20 protein-coding genes are annotated in these 15,276 nt (G+C 44.9%); all 20 read right to left on the reverse strand.

Translation table 11 applies throughout. From position 1 onward, the window contains the following. Positions 1-12: 12 nt before the first annotated feature. Positions 13-678 (reverse strand): flagellar type III secretion system pore protein FliP, encoded by a 666-nt coding sequence (fliP, locus tag AC1RRX_RS10805; RefSeq protein WP_007409786.1) that lies wholly within the window; start codon positions 676-678, stop codon positions 13-15. Continuing rightward, entirely contained in the window at positions 671-1,324 is a 654-nt protein-coding gene (fliZ, locus tag AC1RRX_RS10810; protein ID WP_144464359.1) for a flagella biosynthesis regulatory protein FliZ, read from the reverse strand. The genes fliP and fliZ overlap by 8 nt, the downstream gene beginning before the upstream one ends. Before the next feature lie 14 nt (positions 1,325-1,338). Further along, positions 1,339-1,701 (reverse strand): chemotaxis protein CheY, encoded by a 363-nt coding sequence (cheY, locus tag AC1RRX_RS10815; protein ID WP_003154238.1) that lies wholly within the window; start codon positions 1,699-1,701, stop codon positions 1,339-1,341. A gap of 26 nt (positions 1,702-1,727) precedes the next feature. After that, positions 1,728-2,864: a flagellar motor switch phosphatase FliY gene (fliY, locus tag AC1RRX_RS10820; protein WP_015417472.1), complete on the reverse strand. Its 1,137-nt coding sequence runs from the start codon at positions 2,862-2,864 to the stop codon at positions 1,728-1,730. After that, complete coding sequence (fliM, locus tag AC1RRX_RS10825; RefSeq protein ID WP_003154240.1) at positions 2,854-3,852, reverse strand: flagellar motor switch protein FliM; 999 nt, start codon at positions 3,850-3,852, stop codon at positions 2,854-2,856. The genes fliY and fliM overlap by 11 nt, the downstream gene beginning before the upstream one ends. A 33-nt stretch (positions 3,853-3,885) precedes the next feature. Then, the gene (gene fliL, locus AC1RRX_RS10830) at positions 3,886-4,305 is read right to left on the reverse strand and encodes a flagellar basal body-associated protein FliL (RefSeq protein WP_014417773.1); all 420 of its coding nucleotides are present in this window, start codon (positions 4,303-4,305) and stop codon (positions 3,886-3,888) included. After that, the gene (gene swrD, locus AC1RRX_RS10835) at positions 4,302-4,517 is read right to left on the reverse strand and encodes a swarming motility protein SwrD (protein ID WP_003154243.1); all 216 of its coding nucleotides are present in this window, start codon (positions 4,515-4,517) and stop codon (positions 4,302-4,304) included. The genes fliL and swrD overlap by 4 nt, the downstream gene beginning before the upstream one ends. Before the next feature lie 39 nt (positions 4,518-4,556). Next, complete coding sequence (gene flgG / locus AC1RRX_RS10840; RefSeq protein ID WP_007409783.1) at positions 4,557-5,333, reverse strand: flagellar basal body rod protein FlgG; 777 nt, start codon at positions 5,331-5,333, stop codon at positions 4,557-4,559. A gap of 24 nt (positions 5,334-5,357) precedes the next feature. Next, on the reverse strand, positions 5,358-5,798 hold the full coding sequence (flgD, locus tag AC1RRX_RS10845; protein WP_007409782.1) for a flagellar hook assembly protein FlgD: 441 nt from the start codon (positions 5,796-5,798) through the stop codon (positions 5,358-5,360). Then, positions 5,799-7,142 carry a flagellar hook-length control protein FliK gene (locus AC1RRX_RS10850; protein ID WP_144464361.1) on the reverse strand — a complete coding sequence of 448 codons (1,344 nt, stop codon included), beginning with the start codon at positions 7,140-7,142 and terminating at the stop codon, positions 5,799-5,801. It lies immediately after the preceding gene. 6 nt (positions 7,143-7,148) lie between these two features. Further along, positions 7,149-7,763 carry a MotE family protein gene (locus tag AC1RRX_RS10855; RefSeq protein WP_007409780.1) on the reverse strand — a complete coding sequence of 205 codons (615 nt, stop codon included), beginning with the start codon at positions 7,761-7,763 and terminating at the stop codon, positions 7,149-7,151. A gap of 11 nt (positions 7,764-7,774) precedes the next feature. Beyond that, positions 7,775-8,218, reverse strand: coding sequence for a flagellar export protein FliJ (fliJ, locus tag AC1RRX_RS10860; protein ID WP_003154253.1), 444 nt, complete (start codon positions 8,216-8,218; stop codon positions 7,775-7,777). Positions 8,219-8,223: 5 nt separating this feature from the next. Further along, positions 8,224-9,540 (reverse strand): flagellar protein export ATPase FliI, encoded by a 1,317-nt coding sequence (gene fliI, locus AC1RRX_RS10865; protein ID WP_015417467.1) that lies wholly within the window; start codon positions 9,538-9,540, stop codon positions 8,224-8,226. Further along, positions 9,537-10,292, reverse strand: coding sequence for a flagellar assembly protein FliH (gene fliH / locus AC1RRX_RS10870; RefSeq protein ID WP_144464363.1), 756 nt, complete (start codon positions 10,290-10,292; stop codon positions 9,537-9,539). Before fliH ends, fliI begins: the two co-directional genes overlap by 4 nt. After that, positions 10,285-11,301, reverse strand: coding sequence for a flagellar motor switch protein FliG (gene fliG, locus AC1RRX_RS10875; protein ID WP_003154256.1), 1,017 nt, complete (start codon positions 11,299-11,301; stop codon positions 10,285-10,287). The genes fliH and fliG overlap by 8 nt, the downstream gene beginning before the upstream one ends. A gap of 12 nt (positions 11,302-11,313) precedes the next feature. Further along, positions 11,314-12,924: a flagellar basal-body MS-ring/collar protein FliF gene (gene fliF / locus AC1RRX_RS10880; RefSeq protein WP_012117551.1), complete on the reverse strand. Its 1,611-nt coding sequence runs from the start codon at positions 12,922-12,924 to the stop codon at positions 11,314-11,316. 42 nt (positions 12,925-12,966) lie between these two features. Beyond that, on the reverse strand, positions 12,967-13,287 hold the full coding sequence (gene fliE, locus AC1RRX_RS10885) for a flagellar hook-basal body complex protein FliE (protein WP_007409777.1): 321 nt from the start codon (positions 13,285-13,287) through the stop codon (positions 12,967-12,969). 10 nt (positions 13,288-13,297) lie between these two features. After that, a complete protein-coding gene (gene flgC, locus AC1RRX_RS10890; RefSeq protein ID WP_007409776.1) occupies positions 13,298-13,750 on the reverse strand; it encodes a flagellar basal body rod protein FlgC in 453 nt (150 codons plus the stop codon). Then, positions 13,750-14,139 (reverse strand): flagellar basal body rod protein FlgB, encoded by a 390-nt coding sequence (flgB, locus tag AC1RRX_RS10895; protein WP_003154260.1) that lies wholly within the window; start codon positions 14,137-14,139, stop codon positions 13,750-13,752. Before flgB ends, flgC begins: the two co-directional genes overlap by 1 nt. Before the next feature lie 353 nt (positions 14,140-14,492). Continuing rightward, positions 14,493-15,272, reverse strand: a complete 780-nt coding sequence (gene codY / locus AC1RRX_RS10900; RefSeq protein ID WP_003154263.1) for a GTP-sensing pleiotropic transcriptional regulator CodY — start codon at positions 15,270-15,272, stop codon at positions 14,493-14,495. Between the last annotated feature and the right edge of the window lie 4 nt (positions 15,273-15,276).

Raw genomic sequence — 15,276 nt, forward strand, 5'->3', positions numbered from 1 at the left:
TTAGCACCTACCCTAAAAGCTGTCAAGCAAAGATTTCACGATTAAATACCATCCATCGACCAAAACGAAAAGCAATATTTTAAAGGGCAGAGAGATCATAACCGGCGGTAGCATCATCATTCCCATTGACATTAAGACGCTCGCCACGACCATATCGATAATTAAAAACGGAATAAAAATCATAAAGCCCATTTGAAAAGCGGTTTTGAGTTCTGATATCGCATAAGCGGGCACCATCGTCGTCAAAGGAATATCCTGAATCGATTCAGGTTTTTTCATTTTGGCATAGTTCATAAACAGCGCCAGATCCTTCTGCCTTGTATGCTTGCTCATATACTCTTTAATCGGCTTCTCGGCTTTTGTATATGCTTCATCGAGACTGATTTTATTGTCCATCAGCGGCGTTAAGGCTTCCTTATTAATCTCTGAAAAAGTCGGCGCCATAATAAAAAACGTCAAAAACAGCGCAAGGCCGATTAAAACCTGGTTGGGAGGCATGTTTTGCGTCGCCAGTGAGGTTCTTACAAAAGACAGGACGATGACGATTCTCGTAAAGCAGGTCATCAAAATCAGAATCCCCGGCGCCACTGAAAAGACAGTCAAAAGCAACAGTAATTTAACAGTGGAGCTGACTTCGGTCGGACTGCTTGAATTAAAAAGATTAATAAATTCATTCATGATGATAAGGGCCTTTCTTCTTTCCTTCAGAACGGCTTTGTTTCAGCTCGTTCAGCTGTTCTTTCAGCGCTTTTGAAAACGACGGAAGCATCGTTTGCGGCTTTTTTTCTCCATCCTTACGCCGATTTACGAGCTTGGTCCATTCCACTTTTGAAGACATCGACTCTTCGTATTGGCTCAGAATCGCCTCGCGCTCTTTTTCATCTTCAATTTCTTTTAAAAGCTGTATCGTTTCGCCCACACCGACTACGAGAACACTGTTTCCCACTTTAATCAGCTGCACGGAACGGTTTTGGCCGACTGACGTTCCGCCGATATTTTCTACATATTGAAACGGCTTCAGCAGACGGTTTCTTCTATTCATCAGTTTGACAAATCCATAGATCAGCAGAATGACGAATAATAACGCCCCAATCATCTTTACAAAATCAAAAGCGGAGACAGAAGATGCAGAAGCATCCCCTATCTCTTGATCAGCCGTTTGTTTCGATGTATCGCTTTTTTTCTCTGTTTTGTTTGTTGATTGTTTTTCAAACCATTCGTTGACGGTGGAATTGTCAGACTCCGCCGCAAAAGCAGGGAACGGATGTACATTGAGTAAAACGAAACAACAAATCAAAGCTAGTAAACCATGACTCTTTTTCAACAGTCGTACACCCTTTAGCTTAATGTTTTATTAATAGCTTCAAGCACGCGGTCCGCTTGGAACGGTTTCACGATAAAGTCTTTTGCGCCGGCTTGAATCGCGTCAATAACCATTGACTGCTGGCCCATAGCCGAACACATGATGATTTTCGCCTGCGGATCGATTTGTTTAATTTCCTTTAAAGCTGTAATCCCGTCCATTTCAGGCATTGTAATATCCATTGTCACAAGGTCGGGGGAATGCTCTTTGAATTTTTCGACTGCCTGCGCTCCGTCTGAAGCTTCAGCTACAACGTCAAAACCGTTCTTCACTAAAATATCTTTGATCATCATTCTCATAAATGCTGCATCGTCTACAATTAAAATTCTGTGTGCCATAATCTGTTTCTCTCCTCTATGTTCGCTTATTTTAAATTGTTAAGGCGGTCTGCCTGACTTAAAATATCAGTGACTCTCACGCCGAAGTTTTCTTCTATGACAACGACCTCGCCCTTTGCCACGATCCGCTGGTTGACCAGAATGTCAACAGGTTCACCAGCCAGCTTGTCAAGCTCAATAATGCTTCCCGCAGAAAGTTCAAGGATTTCTTTGACGCTTCTCTTCGTTCTGCCGAGCTCAACCGTAACGGAAAGCGGAATATCCATCAGCATATCAAGGTTATTCCTTGATCCTTGCGCCGCTTCGTTATGATCAAACGCCTGGAATTCTACCGGAGCGACTTGAACAGGAGCAGCTTTTTTTGCGGTTCCCTGTCTCTTCGGAAGCTCGGGTTTTGCCTGCGGCTCCGGCTGCATGGCAGGTTCCGGCTGCGGCGTTTCGTATGTTTGCTGAGGTTCTGATACAGTTTCTGCGGCCTCTGACTCATGCTGGTCTGCAGTCATCAGGTCTGCGATCAGATCTTTCGCAAACGTAATCGGATAAAGCTGCATGATGCTCGAATCGATTAATTCGCCGACTTTCAGACGGAATGACACTTTTACGAGCAGGTCATCCTCAGGTATTCTGTCGGTCCCTTTTTCTTCCGTCACATCCAGAAGTTCAACCCTTGGCGGAGAAATGTCAATCTTTTTACTGAACACGGTCGACATTGACGTAGCAGCCGAGCCCATCATTTGATTCATTGCTTCCTGCACGGCGCTCAGGTGGATTTCACCGAGTGACGGATCGGCGCCCCGGCCGTCCCCGCCGATCATCAAATCCGCGATGATGGCCGCGTCGCTTTGTTCGACGACGAGCAAATTGCTGCCGTCAAAGCCTTCTGTGTAGTTCACTTCAATGGCAACATACGGATGAGGAAATTCATCACTGATTTTGCTTTTTGAAATGACGGTCACACTCGGGGTCGTAATGTCCACTTTTTGATTTAAAAGAGTGGACAGCGCCGTAGCCGAGCTGCCGAACGAAATATTCCCGATTTCTCCGATCGCATCGCGCTCAAGTTCAGACAAGTTCGCCCCTTGAGGCTGTTCTGTATCCTCTGACTGACTGCTTGTGCCGTTAAGAAGAGCATCGATTTCATCTTGAGATAATCTATTGTTCATCTTGTTCACCTCTTATGTCGTGATCTAAAATTTGCACTGCCTGTCTTCGATTCACCCGGCCGGCCTGCCCTAAAAACTTCGGTTTGTTTCCGACCAATACAGTAAGAGGATCAGTCACTGATTTGTCCAGAGTTATACAGTCCCCGACTTCCAAACTTAAAAATTCTTCTATTGTCAGTTCAGAAGCGCCCAAGAGAGCCACAACGGGAATTTGAGCCGTCATGATGCGCTTTTCAAGCAACTTCGTTTCTTCGGGCTTCGCTTCATTCCGGTCTGATTGCATCCAATAATGTACGGAAAGCTTAGGGATAATCGGCTCAAGTACGACATGGGGAATACAAAGATTAATGACACCGCTGATTTCACCTATCTGCGTATTGAGAGAAATGACAACGACTGTTTCATTTGGGGAAACCATCTGTACAAACTGAGGATTCACTTCAAATTCAGTCATTTCAGGGTCAATATCAGCAATCGATTGCCACGCTTCTTTGTAGTTGCCCAGTGCATTTTCAAATAAGTTAGAAATAATATTCGTTTCAATTTCCGTAAGGCTGTCAGCTTTGTTATGAGTGATGCCGATGCCTCCCATGACGCGGTCAAGCATTGCGTATGCGATGGTGGGATTAACCTCCATCATAATTCTGCCTTCCATCGGATGAACATCGAATAAATTTAAAATCGTCATGTTCGGTATGGAACGGATAAATTCTTCATACGGCACCTGGTCAACTGAGCTGACGGATATATGAATATACGTTCTGAGCTTGGCGGAAAAGTGTGTTGTGAGAAGCCTCGCAAAGTTATCATGTATCCGGGTTAAACTGCGTATCTGATCTTTCGAGAATCTGAGAGCCCGTTTAAAATCATATACCTTTACTTTTTTCTCTTTAACTTCCTTTTTCAGCTCTTCCGCATCCGCCTCACCCGTGGAAATGGCGGAAAGCAGTGCGTCTATTTCATTTTGGGAGAGAACTTCTCCTGACATTTTCTTCACCTCCGTATTCTGTCAAATTTGTTTTTATTGCAGATTAAAGGAGGTAATGTACACTTTCTGAACTTTTCCTTCTTGGAGATAGCTGTTTACTTTCTCTTTTAATGATTGTTTAAACGCTTCTCTTCCTTTATCTCCCTCAATCTCTCCGGCGCTTGTGTCAGCTAAAATGGAAATGATATTGTCTTTCACCTGAAAATCGCGTTTTTCAAGTTCTTCCTTCGCTTTAGCCGAGTCGGTTTCAAGCTTGATGCCGATACGGATGATGCTGTCAGACTTTAAGTTTGTCGTGATATCGTCGACAGACACAGTGGCTGCAACGACTTCGTCAATTGTCGGCTTTTTATCTTTGCCGGAATTTCCGCTGACGACAAAATATGCTGCCGTTCCGAGGCCGGCGATGACAATTAAAATAATCAGCAAAATGATGACTAATTTTTTCTTCATTCTTCTTCCTCTATTCCCTGATCCAGTGAAAATATTTGTATGCTATGGTAAAACGATATGACTTTTTTGAGAACTGCTTCTTCCGGTTCTTTCACTACGAACTTTTTGCCGTTGGACAGTGTAATCGTCGTGTCGGGGAAGCACTCAATCTGTTCGATAAACAGCGCGTTCAGCGTAAAAGGCTGGCCGTTTAAACGGGTGACTTGAATCATGCAATCCGGAGAAGCGGCCTAACCGCCTCTCCTCCCTCCTTACCGTTTCAGATTAACCAGCTCCTGAAGGATTTCATCTGAAGTCGTAATGATTTTTGAGTTTGATTGGAAACCGCGCTGAGCAACGATCATTTCGGTAAATTCATCTGTCAGATCTACGTTTGACATTTCAAGATAGCCTGCCAAAAGCTTACCCGTTCCGTTTTCGCCCGGAGTGGTGACTGCGCTTGCAGCTCCTGAACTTAATGATTCTCTGTAAAGGTTTCCTCCGATTTTTTCCAGACCGGCGCTGTTAGGGAACGTGACCAGACCGATTTGTCCGGCATCATGAACCTCATCCCCTGCATCAGTGTATGTAACGGTTCCGTCTGCACCGATGCTGTAATCTTTCGCATCAGTCGGAATATTGATTTTGCCGCCGCCGATTTTTTCAAGATAGTACCCGTCAGTCGTAACAAGGTTCCCTTGATTGTCCTTTCCGAAATTCCCCGCACGTGTGTAAACAATTCCCGCACCTGTATTAATCTGAAAGTAGCCGTCTCCGTCAATGGCTAGGTCGGTTTTATTCTGTGTAGCCTGCGGGGCGCCGGTTGAATGAACAACATCAATGGAAGAAGTCGCGGCACCCAAGCCGATTTGTTTTGAATTGGTCACGTTTGAACCGCCGGCGACTGTCTGGCTGATCATATCTTTAAATGTAACGCGGCTTTTCTTAAATCCCACTGTGTTGACGTTGGCGATGTTATTGCCGATTACATCTAGTTTTGTCTGAAAGTTTTTCATGCCGCTGATACCGGAATATAATGAACGTAACATGTTAAATTCCCCCTGAGTTTCTTATTATTTAGATGTTTCGCTGACGGCCGTGACATTCCACGGACTGACCTCTTTGCCGTTTTCAAGCACGAGCACGTAATTGCCGTTTGAATGCTTGACTGAATTGACCGGGCTTGTCTGATCCTTCCCGTCGCTGTCGCTGAATGTGACATTTTTGCCGATCCAGTTCACATACATCGTAAACGGATCTTGATTTTCTACAAATTTAGTCATCGTCGTATTCATATTCATCATTTGCTCCAATGAAGAAAATGTCGCCATCTGGCTGATGAATTCTTTGTCATCAACCGGATTGAGCGGGTCCTGGTTTTGAACCTGTGTCATTAAGATCTTCAGAAATTCGTCTTTCCCTAAATTCGTGCTGCTGTTTACTGCGGAGGTGCTCTTCGCGCTTGAAGTGGTTGAAGCGCCCGCCGCGGCATAATCCGAGTTTACTGATGTCAACTATTCTTCCTCCATTTCATTGATAGAAAGCTCCTCCAGCATATCTCCGAAATCGCCTGACTGCTGCTGGTTCTTCTGCTCTCTCTGTCCCTGATGCTGCTGTTTATTGTGATCGGCCGTCTGCCCGTAAACAGGCTGCTGATCCCCGCTTTGAAGCGGGACTGTAAAACGGTCGACCTGGACCGCCATATTCGGAAGCGACTGTTTCAGCTGAGGAAGATGCTGTTCCAGCAGCTCTTTCGCGGACTGGCTGGATGCGATTATTTTGCTTTGAAACATCCCGTTTTCGTTTGTCACCTTAATTGTGACAAATCCGAGGTTCTCGGGATTAAGACGAATCGTAAAGCTTCCGGTTGTTTTCCCGAAAGGCGTGTATTTCATCTGTTTCCAGCCGCTGATGACCTGATCCGTTAACGGTTTATTTTCTGCCGGCTGCTGTTCAGCTCCTGCGGACGTTTGCTGAATGCCGGCAAGGCTTCTCGTTCCCGAAAACAGTATATGTGCAGACAATTTGCTGTCAGGCGCCTTTGCGTGAGTAACCGTGCCGCCGTTTTGCTGTTCTGTTTTCCCGGCTGACTCTTGGGATGATTCAGATGATTGAGATAACACAAAAGCTTTCAGCTCAGTTTCAGCCATATCCCATTCCTTTGTTCCCTTTTGAGAAAGGCCCGCAAGCTGCTCCGCGACGCTTTGAAAGCTCTTCAGCTCAGCGGCTGTCATGGAGTAAAGTTTAGATGCAGATTCGTTTTTCGGAAAAAATGTCTGCCGCAGGTCTTGAATCACGCGGTCTGGGACACCTTGTTTTTTCAATGCCTCTAATAAACGGGCGCCTTCCTGGTAAATCGCCTTTGCCTGCGCGCTGTCCGGCAGTTCCTGCTGAGATGTGAAGAGCTGGGATACGGCTTCTTGAATGAAAAGCAGACCCTTCTCAAGCGCATCCTTGACGGAATCCCCGTCTTTTGCGGAAGAATCCGGCTCATCCGTTTCAGGCTTCGCCCCATGCTGTTTGCCCGCTAACATGTCTTCTACAGATTCGGCAAGCTGTTTCAATAAAGGAAGAGCTGTTTCAGCCGTCTGCTTTCCTTCAAGAGCTTTTACCGCCTCAAGCAGCTTTTTTAGCTGCAATTCTTTATCTTCCGGGCCGGCTTTCAGCCAATCACCGATTTTCGATAGGGCATCATTCAGCTCTGCGTCACTTGTTTTGGTTTCATCTCCGGGCTGCCGGGGAGAAGTGATTTCCGACAGGAGCCAGTTCTGAAATAGACCTAAGCTGTTTACATTCATCTTCGCATTGCTGTTTTGCACAGTCTGCGTACGATTACCCGTTAATTCAGGCAGCTTCAACTTACATCACTCCTTATTTCCGTCAGCGGATAGTTTTTCTGTATATTTAGCCGCTTGTTCAGGAGTCATTTTCGTCAAGATTTCAGCAAGCTGCTTTTTACTTAATCCGTTTAAAATATCGAGGGCTTCTTTTTCTTTCAGCTTTACGATAATGCTTGCCGCTTTACCGCTGTCCATACTTTTATAGATGTTGATCATTTTATCTTTTCCGGCTGAATCCGCAGCGTCTTTTTTCGTTTCATCCGTCTTCGTTTTCTGCTGCTGTTCAGCTTCCTGTTTCAGTGAACGGATTTTCTGATTCAGATTATCGATTTCGGACTTGCTTGTGTCTAAATCTTTATTCAAAATGTTAATTTCACTTTTTTGTTCCTTTATGGTCTTTTCAAGAGAAGCCGTTCTGTCTTCCTTCTGCTTTTCCGCCGCGCTTTTCATTTCTTTCGTTTCGGGAACCAATTCTTTTAAAACAGGCGTTTTAGCGGCTGTTTCCTGAATCGGCTTCATCACATCAACGCCGGCAGCCCAAAGGATGATGCTTGCGACGATGATCAGAAAAATCAGCGGGATCATGATAAAAAGCAGGATTGAACCGAACTTTCCAGATCTCTTTTCTTTATCGGCCATTTCATTCGCTCCTAATGCCCCTGAATCATAAACTGCTTGATTGAAATGTCGTCCATTTCCCTCATCTCTGCAGCTTTGTCTTCAAGTGCGAACATATTAAATTGTTTTTCCCGCATTTTTTCAAATTTCTTTACTTCAATGTTTTTTTCGGTGAGCTGTTCCTGCTTCTCATTCATTTCATTTCGTTTCATGATGACAAGCTTTTGATAATGATAGATGGTGTTCTCAAGATTGGAAACGAATTGCTGATAATGTCTCATTTCCTGAACGCTCATTCCGCATTTCAGCTTTGATTCTTTGTCTTTTTCGAGCAATTCTTTTTTGCTCATATTTTCATATAGTTTTTCAGCCACTGTCTCAAATTCAGAAACCGATTGTCTGTATTCAGTCAATGTTTGGTCTTTTTCATTTTCTTTTAATTCCAGCAGCTTTTGAAATCTGAATTGGTATGCCACGATGTTTATTCCTCTTTTCCAGTCAGACTCGTCAATGCCGCAATGCTGTCTTCCAATTGAGCAGGTTCTTCCGTTCCTTGTTTTAAAAATTGAATAAGCTGCGGATAAAACTGAATCGCTTCATCAATTTCTCTTGATGATCCTCTTTTGTAAGCTCCGATATTAATGAGATCTTCAGAGTTTTGATAAGTTGACAGAAGATCGCGGAATTTGTTGGCCGCCTCTTTGTGCGCTGTGTCTGAAATATTAGACATGACCCTGCTGATGCTTTTCAGGATGTTCACGGCCGGGAACTGCCCTTTGTTGGCAAGCGCCCGATCGAGAACGATATGCCCGTCTAATATTCCGCGCACCGTATCGGCAATCGGTTCGTTCATGTCATCTCCGTCTACGAGAACCGTATAAAAAGCGGTTATCGTTCCTTGTTCATTCGCGCCCGTTCTTTCCAGCAAACGGGGCAAAATAGCGAACACAGAAGGTGTATATCCTTTTGTTGTCGGCGGTTCTCCCGCTGCCAGGCCGATTTCCCGCTGAGCCATCGCGACCCTCGTGACGGAGTCCATCATGAACATCACATTCCGGCCTTTATCGCGGAAGTACTCTGCAATGGCGGTGGCCGTATACGCCGCTTTCAAACGCATTAAGGCAGGCTGATCAGAGGTCGCGACTACGACTATCGAGCGTTTCAGGCCTTCTTCGCCTAAATCCTTCTCGATGAATTCACGCACCTCGCGCCCCCGTTCCCCGACGAGTGCGATAATGTTTAAATCAGCTTCAGTCTGCTTCGCGATCATTCCCATCAGGGTGCTTTTTCCGACTCCGCTTCCGGCAAAAATCCCGATTCTCTGCCCTTTTCCTACCGTCAGCAGACTGTCAATCGATCTTACGCCGACACCCATCTTTTCCCGTATCGGCGGGCGTTTCATCGGGTTTGGCGGCGGCTGTTCCGTCGAAACGGGGGACAAACCTTTCGGGAGCGCCCGGCCGTCAAGAGGTTCGCCGAACGCGTCGACAACTTGTCCGATTAAACCCGCGCCTACTTTGATGCGGAGCGACTCCCCAGTGGCCTCCACAATGCTGCCCGGCGCGATGCTGGCCGCTTCCAGATAAGGCATTAACAGAATGTTTTCATCTTGGAAGCCTACAACCTCAGCTTTAATCGCTTTTTTCGCATGGCCTTTCGGATAAATGAGACAAACATCTCCGATTGAGCTTTCGGGCCCTTTTGATTCAATCATCAGCCCGATGACCCGTTTAACCTTGCCGTAGCGCTTGTACGGATCCGCTGTTTCAATTGAGTCTATTAAATACTGTGTCTTCATTGCTCCGCTCCCGCCTCAAGCACCGTTAAAAGTTTTTGCTTTAATTGCATCAGCTGGGTGTCTATGCCTGCATCAACACGTCCGAACGGAGTTTCTATCGAGCACGTTCCCTTCGCGGCTTTTTCATCGGCATATAAGCTTAATCTGCATTCTTTGTATAACAGCTGCTGAATTTCGTCCATATGCTGATGAACCGTCTCATAATATTCAGGGTCCACATAGATGGAGATGTCATCATAATCTTTTACTTCGGCTACTACCTGTTTGACCAGCAGAAGAAAAGCCTCTTTATCATCACTTTTTTGCCGCCATACTTTTTTAGCGAGCGCAACGGAAAGCTCAATGATTTCTTCCTCAGCGCTTTCCAGTTTTTCCTCGACTGACTGTCTCGCCATTTCCATAACGGCATTGGCCCGGCTGATGAGATTGGCGTATTCAGCTTGAGCCACGGCTTTTCCCAACGCCATGCCTTCTTCATATCCTTCTGCCTTTGCTTCTTCTATCAATCTTTGTTTTTCTTCCGCCCAGCGGTTTTTCTCTTCTTCAATCTGCAGAAGAGTGTGCTCTAATTGATTTTTCGCTTCTTCAGACACCCTGTCGGCTTCGGCCTTGGCAAAGGCCATGAGAGCCTCCGGATTTTCGGGTTCCTCCCGGTCTGGCTGGGAATGTGTTTTCCTGACTTCCTGCAAGGAAAGCTTGCGCCGTTTTTGTTCAGGAGAAAATGATGATTGCTGTTTAATGATATTAGACAATAATATCGTCTCCTCCGCCTCGCGCGATTACAATTTCTCCGGCTTCTTCCAGCTTGCGGACGACGCCCACGATTCTTGATTGCGCCTCTTCCACATCACGCAAACGCACAGGCCCCATAATTTCCATTTCCTCTTTAAACGTTTCAACCATACGCTGTGACATATTGCTGAAGACGATCTCTTTGACTTCTTCGCTCGCAACCTTCAATGAAAGCAGGAGGTCGTCGTTTTCAACATCTCTGATCACGCGCTGAATCGCACGGTTATCAAGGGTGACAATATCTTCAAAGACAAACATCCGTTTTTTGATTTCATCCGCCAATTCAGGATCTTGGATTTCTAATGAATCAAGGATCGTTTTTTCCGTTCCTCTGTCTACGCCGTTTAACACTTCAACAACGGCTTCTATGCCGCCGGTCTGCGTATAATCCTGCGTAAAGGAGGAGGACAGCTTTTGTTCAAGGACCCGCTCCACTTCATTTATGATTTCAGGAGACGTTCTGTCCATAACCGCAATCCTTCTTGCCACCTCAGCCTGAACGTCCGGGTTCAGCTCAGACAAAATCTGTCCGGCCTGCACCGGGTCAAGGTAGGATAAAATCAGCGCCATCGTTTGCGGATGTTCCTGCTGAATGAAATTTAAAATCTGTTCGGGCTCCGCTTTTCTCGCGAAATCAAACGGCTTTACCTGCAAAGAAGAGGTGAGCCTGTTTAAAATGCTTACCGCTTTGTCTTCTCCGAGCGCTTTTTCAAGCACTTGGCGGGCGTAATTTAAACCGCCTTGTGAAATATAGTCCTGAGCGATTGCGATATTATGAAATTCTTCAATGATTTCATCTTTTCTTTGATGATCGACGCTTCTGACTCCCGAAATCTCGAGTGTCAATCTTTCAATTTCTTCTTCAGACAAATGCTTGTACACAGAAGCTGATACATCAAGGCCTAAGGAAATCATGAGGATGGCTGCTTTTTGTTTTCCTGTAAGCTTGTTCTGATCACGTTTCGCCATTTTCCATTCCCCCTAATCCTCGTCCAGCCAGCTTCGAAGCAATTTAGCAAAGTCTTCCGGTTTTTCTTTAGCCATTTTTTCAAGCTGTTTTCGTCTGACTGTTTCTTCCGTTTCAATTTTCTCTTCGTTGATATCAGGCAATCGAACCGGCTCGGGCGGTGTTTCATATTCATATTCTTCGTATTCATCCTCTTGTGAGCGTTTCTTTCTGATGAGGAGAATAATAAGCAGAATAATGGCCGCAAGCAGTACGCCGCCTGTAATGTATACCCAGATCGGAAGACCTGAAGATTGTGCCGAATCTGTGTTCAGGCTTGTTTTTCCGTCAAACGGCTGAACGGATACAACGATTTTATTGTTGATATCATTGTCTGTCAGGTTTTGATTTTGCGTTTCGTTTTTATCAAGAGACGTTCTGACGACCGTTCCTAAAATCTTCTGTATATCAGCCTGTCTCTGTGCTGATAAGGAAGCGGCATTTTTCGGATTAGGCGGCTCCACCATGACCTGAATGCCTAAATCACGCACTTTATACGGGCTTTCAGCGATTTCTTTATGAATGCGGTTGACTTCATAGTTGATTTTATTGCTGCTTTTTTCGTAGTCCCCGCTGTTTGAACCGCCGTTTGTCTCGGCATAGTTCGCGGTGTCATTGCTTCCCGTTCCGGCCGTGCCGCCGTTGGCCGCGCCGTCGCCTTTATACGTTTCCGCAACTTTTTCGGCGCTTACCGCTATGCCTTCCATGTTATCTTTATCGACAGGTTCGACAGTGTCTTCAGTGCGTTTTTCCTTCGTGAAGTCAACATCCGCCGTCACGGAAACAACGACCTTATCCTGCCCCATCATTGTGCCGAGCAGTGACTGAACATGTTTTTGAATGTCCTTTTCGACCTGCGACTTAATACCTTGCTGAGAAGCATAACTGTCAGAAACGGACCCTGCACCGCTGTCACTTTTGTCATAATATGTAGAATTTTGATCCATTATGACGATATTATCTTCTTTTAAGTTCGGAACACTTTTAGAAACGAGATGGTACAGCCCGTTGATCTGGTTTTGATCAAGCGAGTAGCCCGGTTTCATCTGCAAAACGATTGAAGCGGACGCTGCCGGCTGATCTTCACCGACGAACACGGCTTCTTTCGGCATGTTGATCATGACCTTCGAGCTTTTAATACCGTCCATTTCATTTATCAGGTTTGACAATTCGGTCTGAGTCGCCTCAACCTTTAAAACGTCAAACTCATTATCCGTCAGGCCGAAGCCCGCATTTTGTCCGAAAAACGAATAATCAATTGATCCCGTTTTCGGCAGGCCTTCCGCGGCAAGCTGGACTTTAAGCGAATCCACTTGGCTCTCAGGAACCTTAATGACCGTGCCGCCGTCAGCAAGTTCAGAAGACACCTTTTTCGTATCGAGCTCTTCTTTAATCTTCCCCGCTTCTTCCGCGGACAAATCTTTATAAAGAGGCACCATCTTTTCAGACGAAGTAAAAATAATAACGACGATGAGTAAAATAATGAATGCGGCCAAGCCGCTTACCATGAGTATCTTCTGTGTTTTTGATCTGTTGTTCCAAAACGCTGCCGTTTTGGTTTTCATTTGCATTAGAGTACGATTCATGTTAACCCCCGGTCATTCCAGTCATTCTCTTCAATCTGACCACTACATCTGCATTCTCATGATTTCCTGATAGGCTTCCACGGCTTTATTGCGGAATTCGGTAGCGGCCGTCAGAGAAATATTTGCTTTTTGGGCAGCGATCATGACCTCGTCAAGGTTTACATCCTTTCCTGCAGCCAGTTCGTTCGTTATTTGGTCAGATTTCACTTGTGACTCATTTAACGAATCAATAGAGTTTTTTAAAAGCTCCGAAAAGCTTGTTTGGTTTGAAGAATCAGTTTTTTGAGTTTGGTTTAATTGATTCGTTACGTTTTGAGTATTTTGGGTTTGTTGAAGCTGAAAAGGAGTAATAGCGTTAACCACTTACATCACCTTACTTTCCGATTTCTAACGCCTTCAAAAGCATGCCTTTGGAGGCGTTTAATGCAGTTACGTTTGCTTCATATGATCTCGAGCTGCTGACAAGATCCACCATTTCCTTTAATGGATCTACATTTGGTTTTTGTACATATCCGTCTTTATTCGCATCAGGATTCTCCGGATCATAAACGAGATTAAAAGCGGACGGGTCTTCCGTAACACCAGATACCTTTACGCCACTTCCCGCGCTTCCTGTTCCGTTCATCTTGGAATGTAAAAGGGACGAAAATGATTCGCCTCCGGATTGGAGAGATACCAGCTTTCTTCTGTAAGGCACCCATTCGCCATTTACCTGCTTCGCTCTCGTTGTATCCATATTGGCCAGGTTGGACGATACGACGTCCATCCGGACACGCTGTGCAGTTAAAGCGGAACCCGAAATATTTAAGCTTTGAAAGCCACTCATTATTTTCCTCCTGTCAAGACGGTTTTCAGAGAATTGAATTTGCCGCTCATTCTTTCAACCAAAGCCTGATAATTAATTTGGTTTTCGGCTAAATCTGTCATTTCTTTGTCGATATCGACATTGTTTCCGTTTTGCTGGTACGATGTATCACTGCTGGACACGATAGAATAATCGTCCCCCGAACCCGTAAAGTCAACGTGCCGATAGTCGGTTTTTACAGCCTCAAGATTGGATGTTTCCTGATCTAACAAATTTCGGAAAGAGACTTTTTTTGCCTTATAGTTCGGTGTATCTATATTGGCGATATTATTAGTTAAGACTTTTTGCTTAATGTCCGCTCTCCCCAAGGCATTCTCAAGATTTTGTATAGTTCCAGAAAATAAGTCCAAATCCACTTACCTCCATTTCAGATATTTTTCTCCTAAAAATCCTTGTCGAGAATTGTAAAACCATATGCTTATTGTAAGAAATAACAGGCTTAAAGTCTATGAAGTTAGGCTAAAAAAAAGTGCTCAATTATATCTATTTTGCATGTAGGTATTAAGTCCTAGAATATTTGTACTACAAGGATTTGTTTAATATAAGACTGAAAATAGCAGAATTTCTGTTTCTTCCTCCTTTTTTCACACAGCAAGATGGATTATCTCAGATCAGATTCCAATAAGCAACTTTAAACTGCAACTTTTCACCTATTGTCCATAAAAAAAGCAGAACCCCCATTTTCAGGGATTCTGCTTTTGTCTTAATGAGATTTAAGGTTTTCCAATTCAATAAGGAATTTGTTGTTCAGAACTTTAATGTACGTCCCCTTCATTCCCAGTGATCTGGATTCAATGACGCCTGCGCTTTCCAGCTTTCTCAGCGCGTTAACGATTACTGAACGCGTAATGCCGACACGGTCCGCAATCTTACTTGCCACAAGCAAGCCTTCGTTTCCGTCAAGCTCTTCAAAGATATGCTCAATCGCTTCAAGTTCACTGTAAGACAGAGAACTGATCGCCATTTGAACAACCGCTTTGCTTCGCGCCTCTTCTTCGATTTCTTCCGCTTTTTCTCTTAAAATCTCCATTCCTACAACGGTTGCTCCGTATTCAGCAAGAATGAGATCATCATCTTCAAATTGATCCTGCAGACGGGACAGAATCAGCGTGCCCAGTCTCTCTCCTCCGCCGATGATCGGCACGATCGTTGTTAAGCCCGCTTGGAACAGGTCTCTGTTTTCCACAGGAAACGCCGTGTATTCGCTGTTGATATCAAGGTTTGAAGACGTCTCCGGAACATTGAACAGATTTCTCGTGTACTCTTCCGGGAACTGGCGGTCTTCAAGCATTTTTTTCATTCGGTCATTTTCAATCTGCTGATTAATAGAGTAGCCCAAAAGCTTTCCTCTGCGGCTGACGACGAAAATATTAGAATCAATGACGTCACGAAGCGTTTCAGCCATTTCTTTAAAGTTTACGGGTTTGCCTGCCGCAGCCTGCAGCATGCTGTTAATAATTCGTGTTTTTTGTAGTAAAGCCATGATA

It is taken from the genome of Bacillus sp. GW821-FHT11D08, from assembly GCF_058808515.1.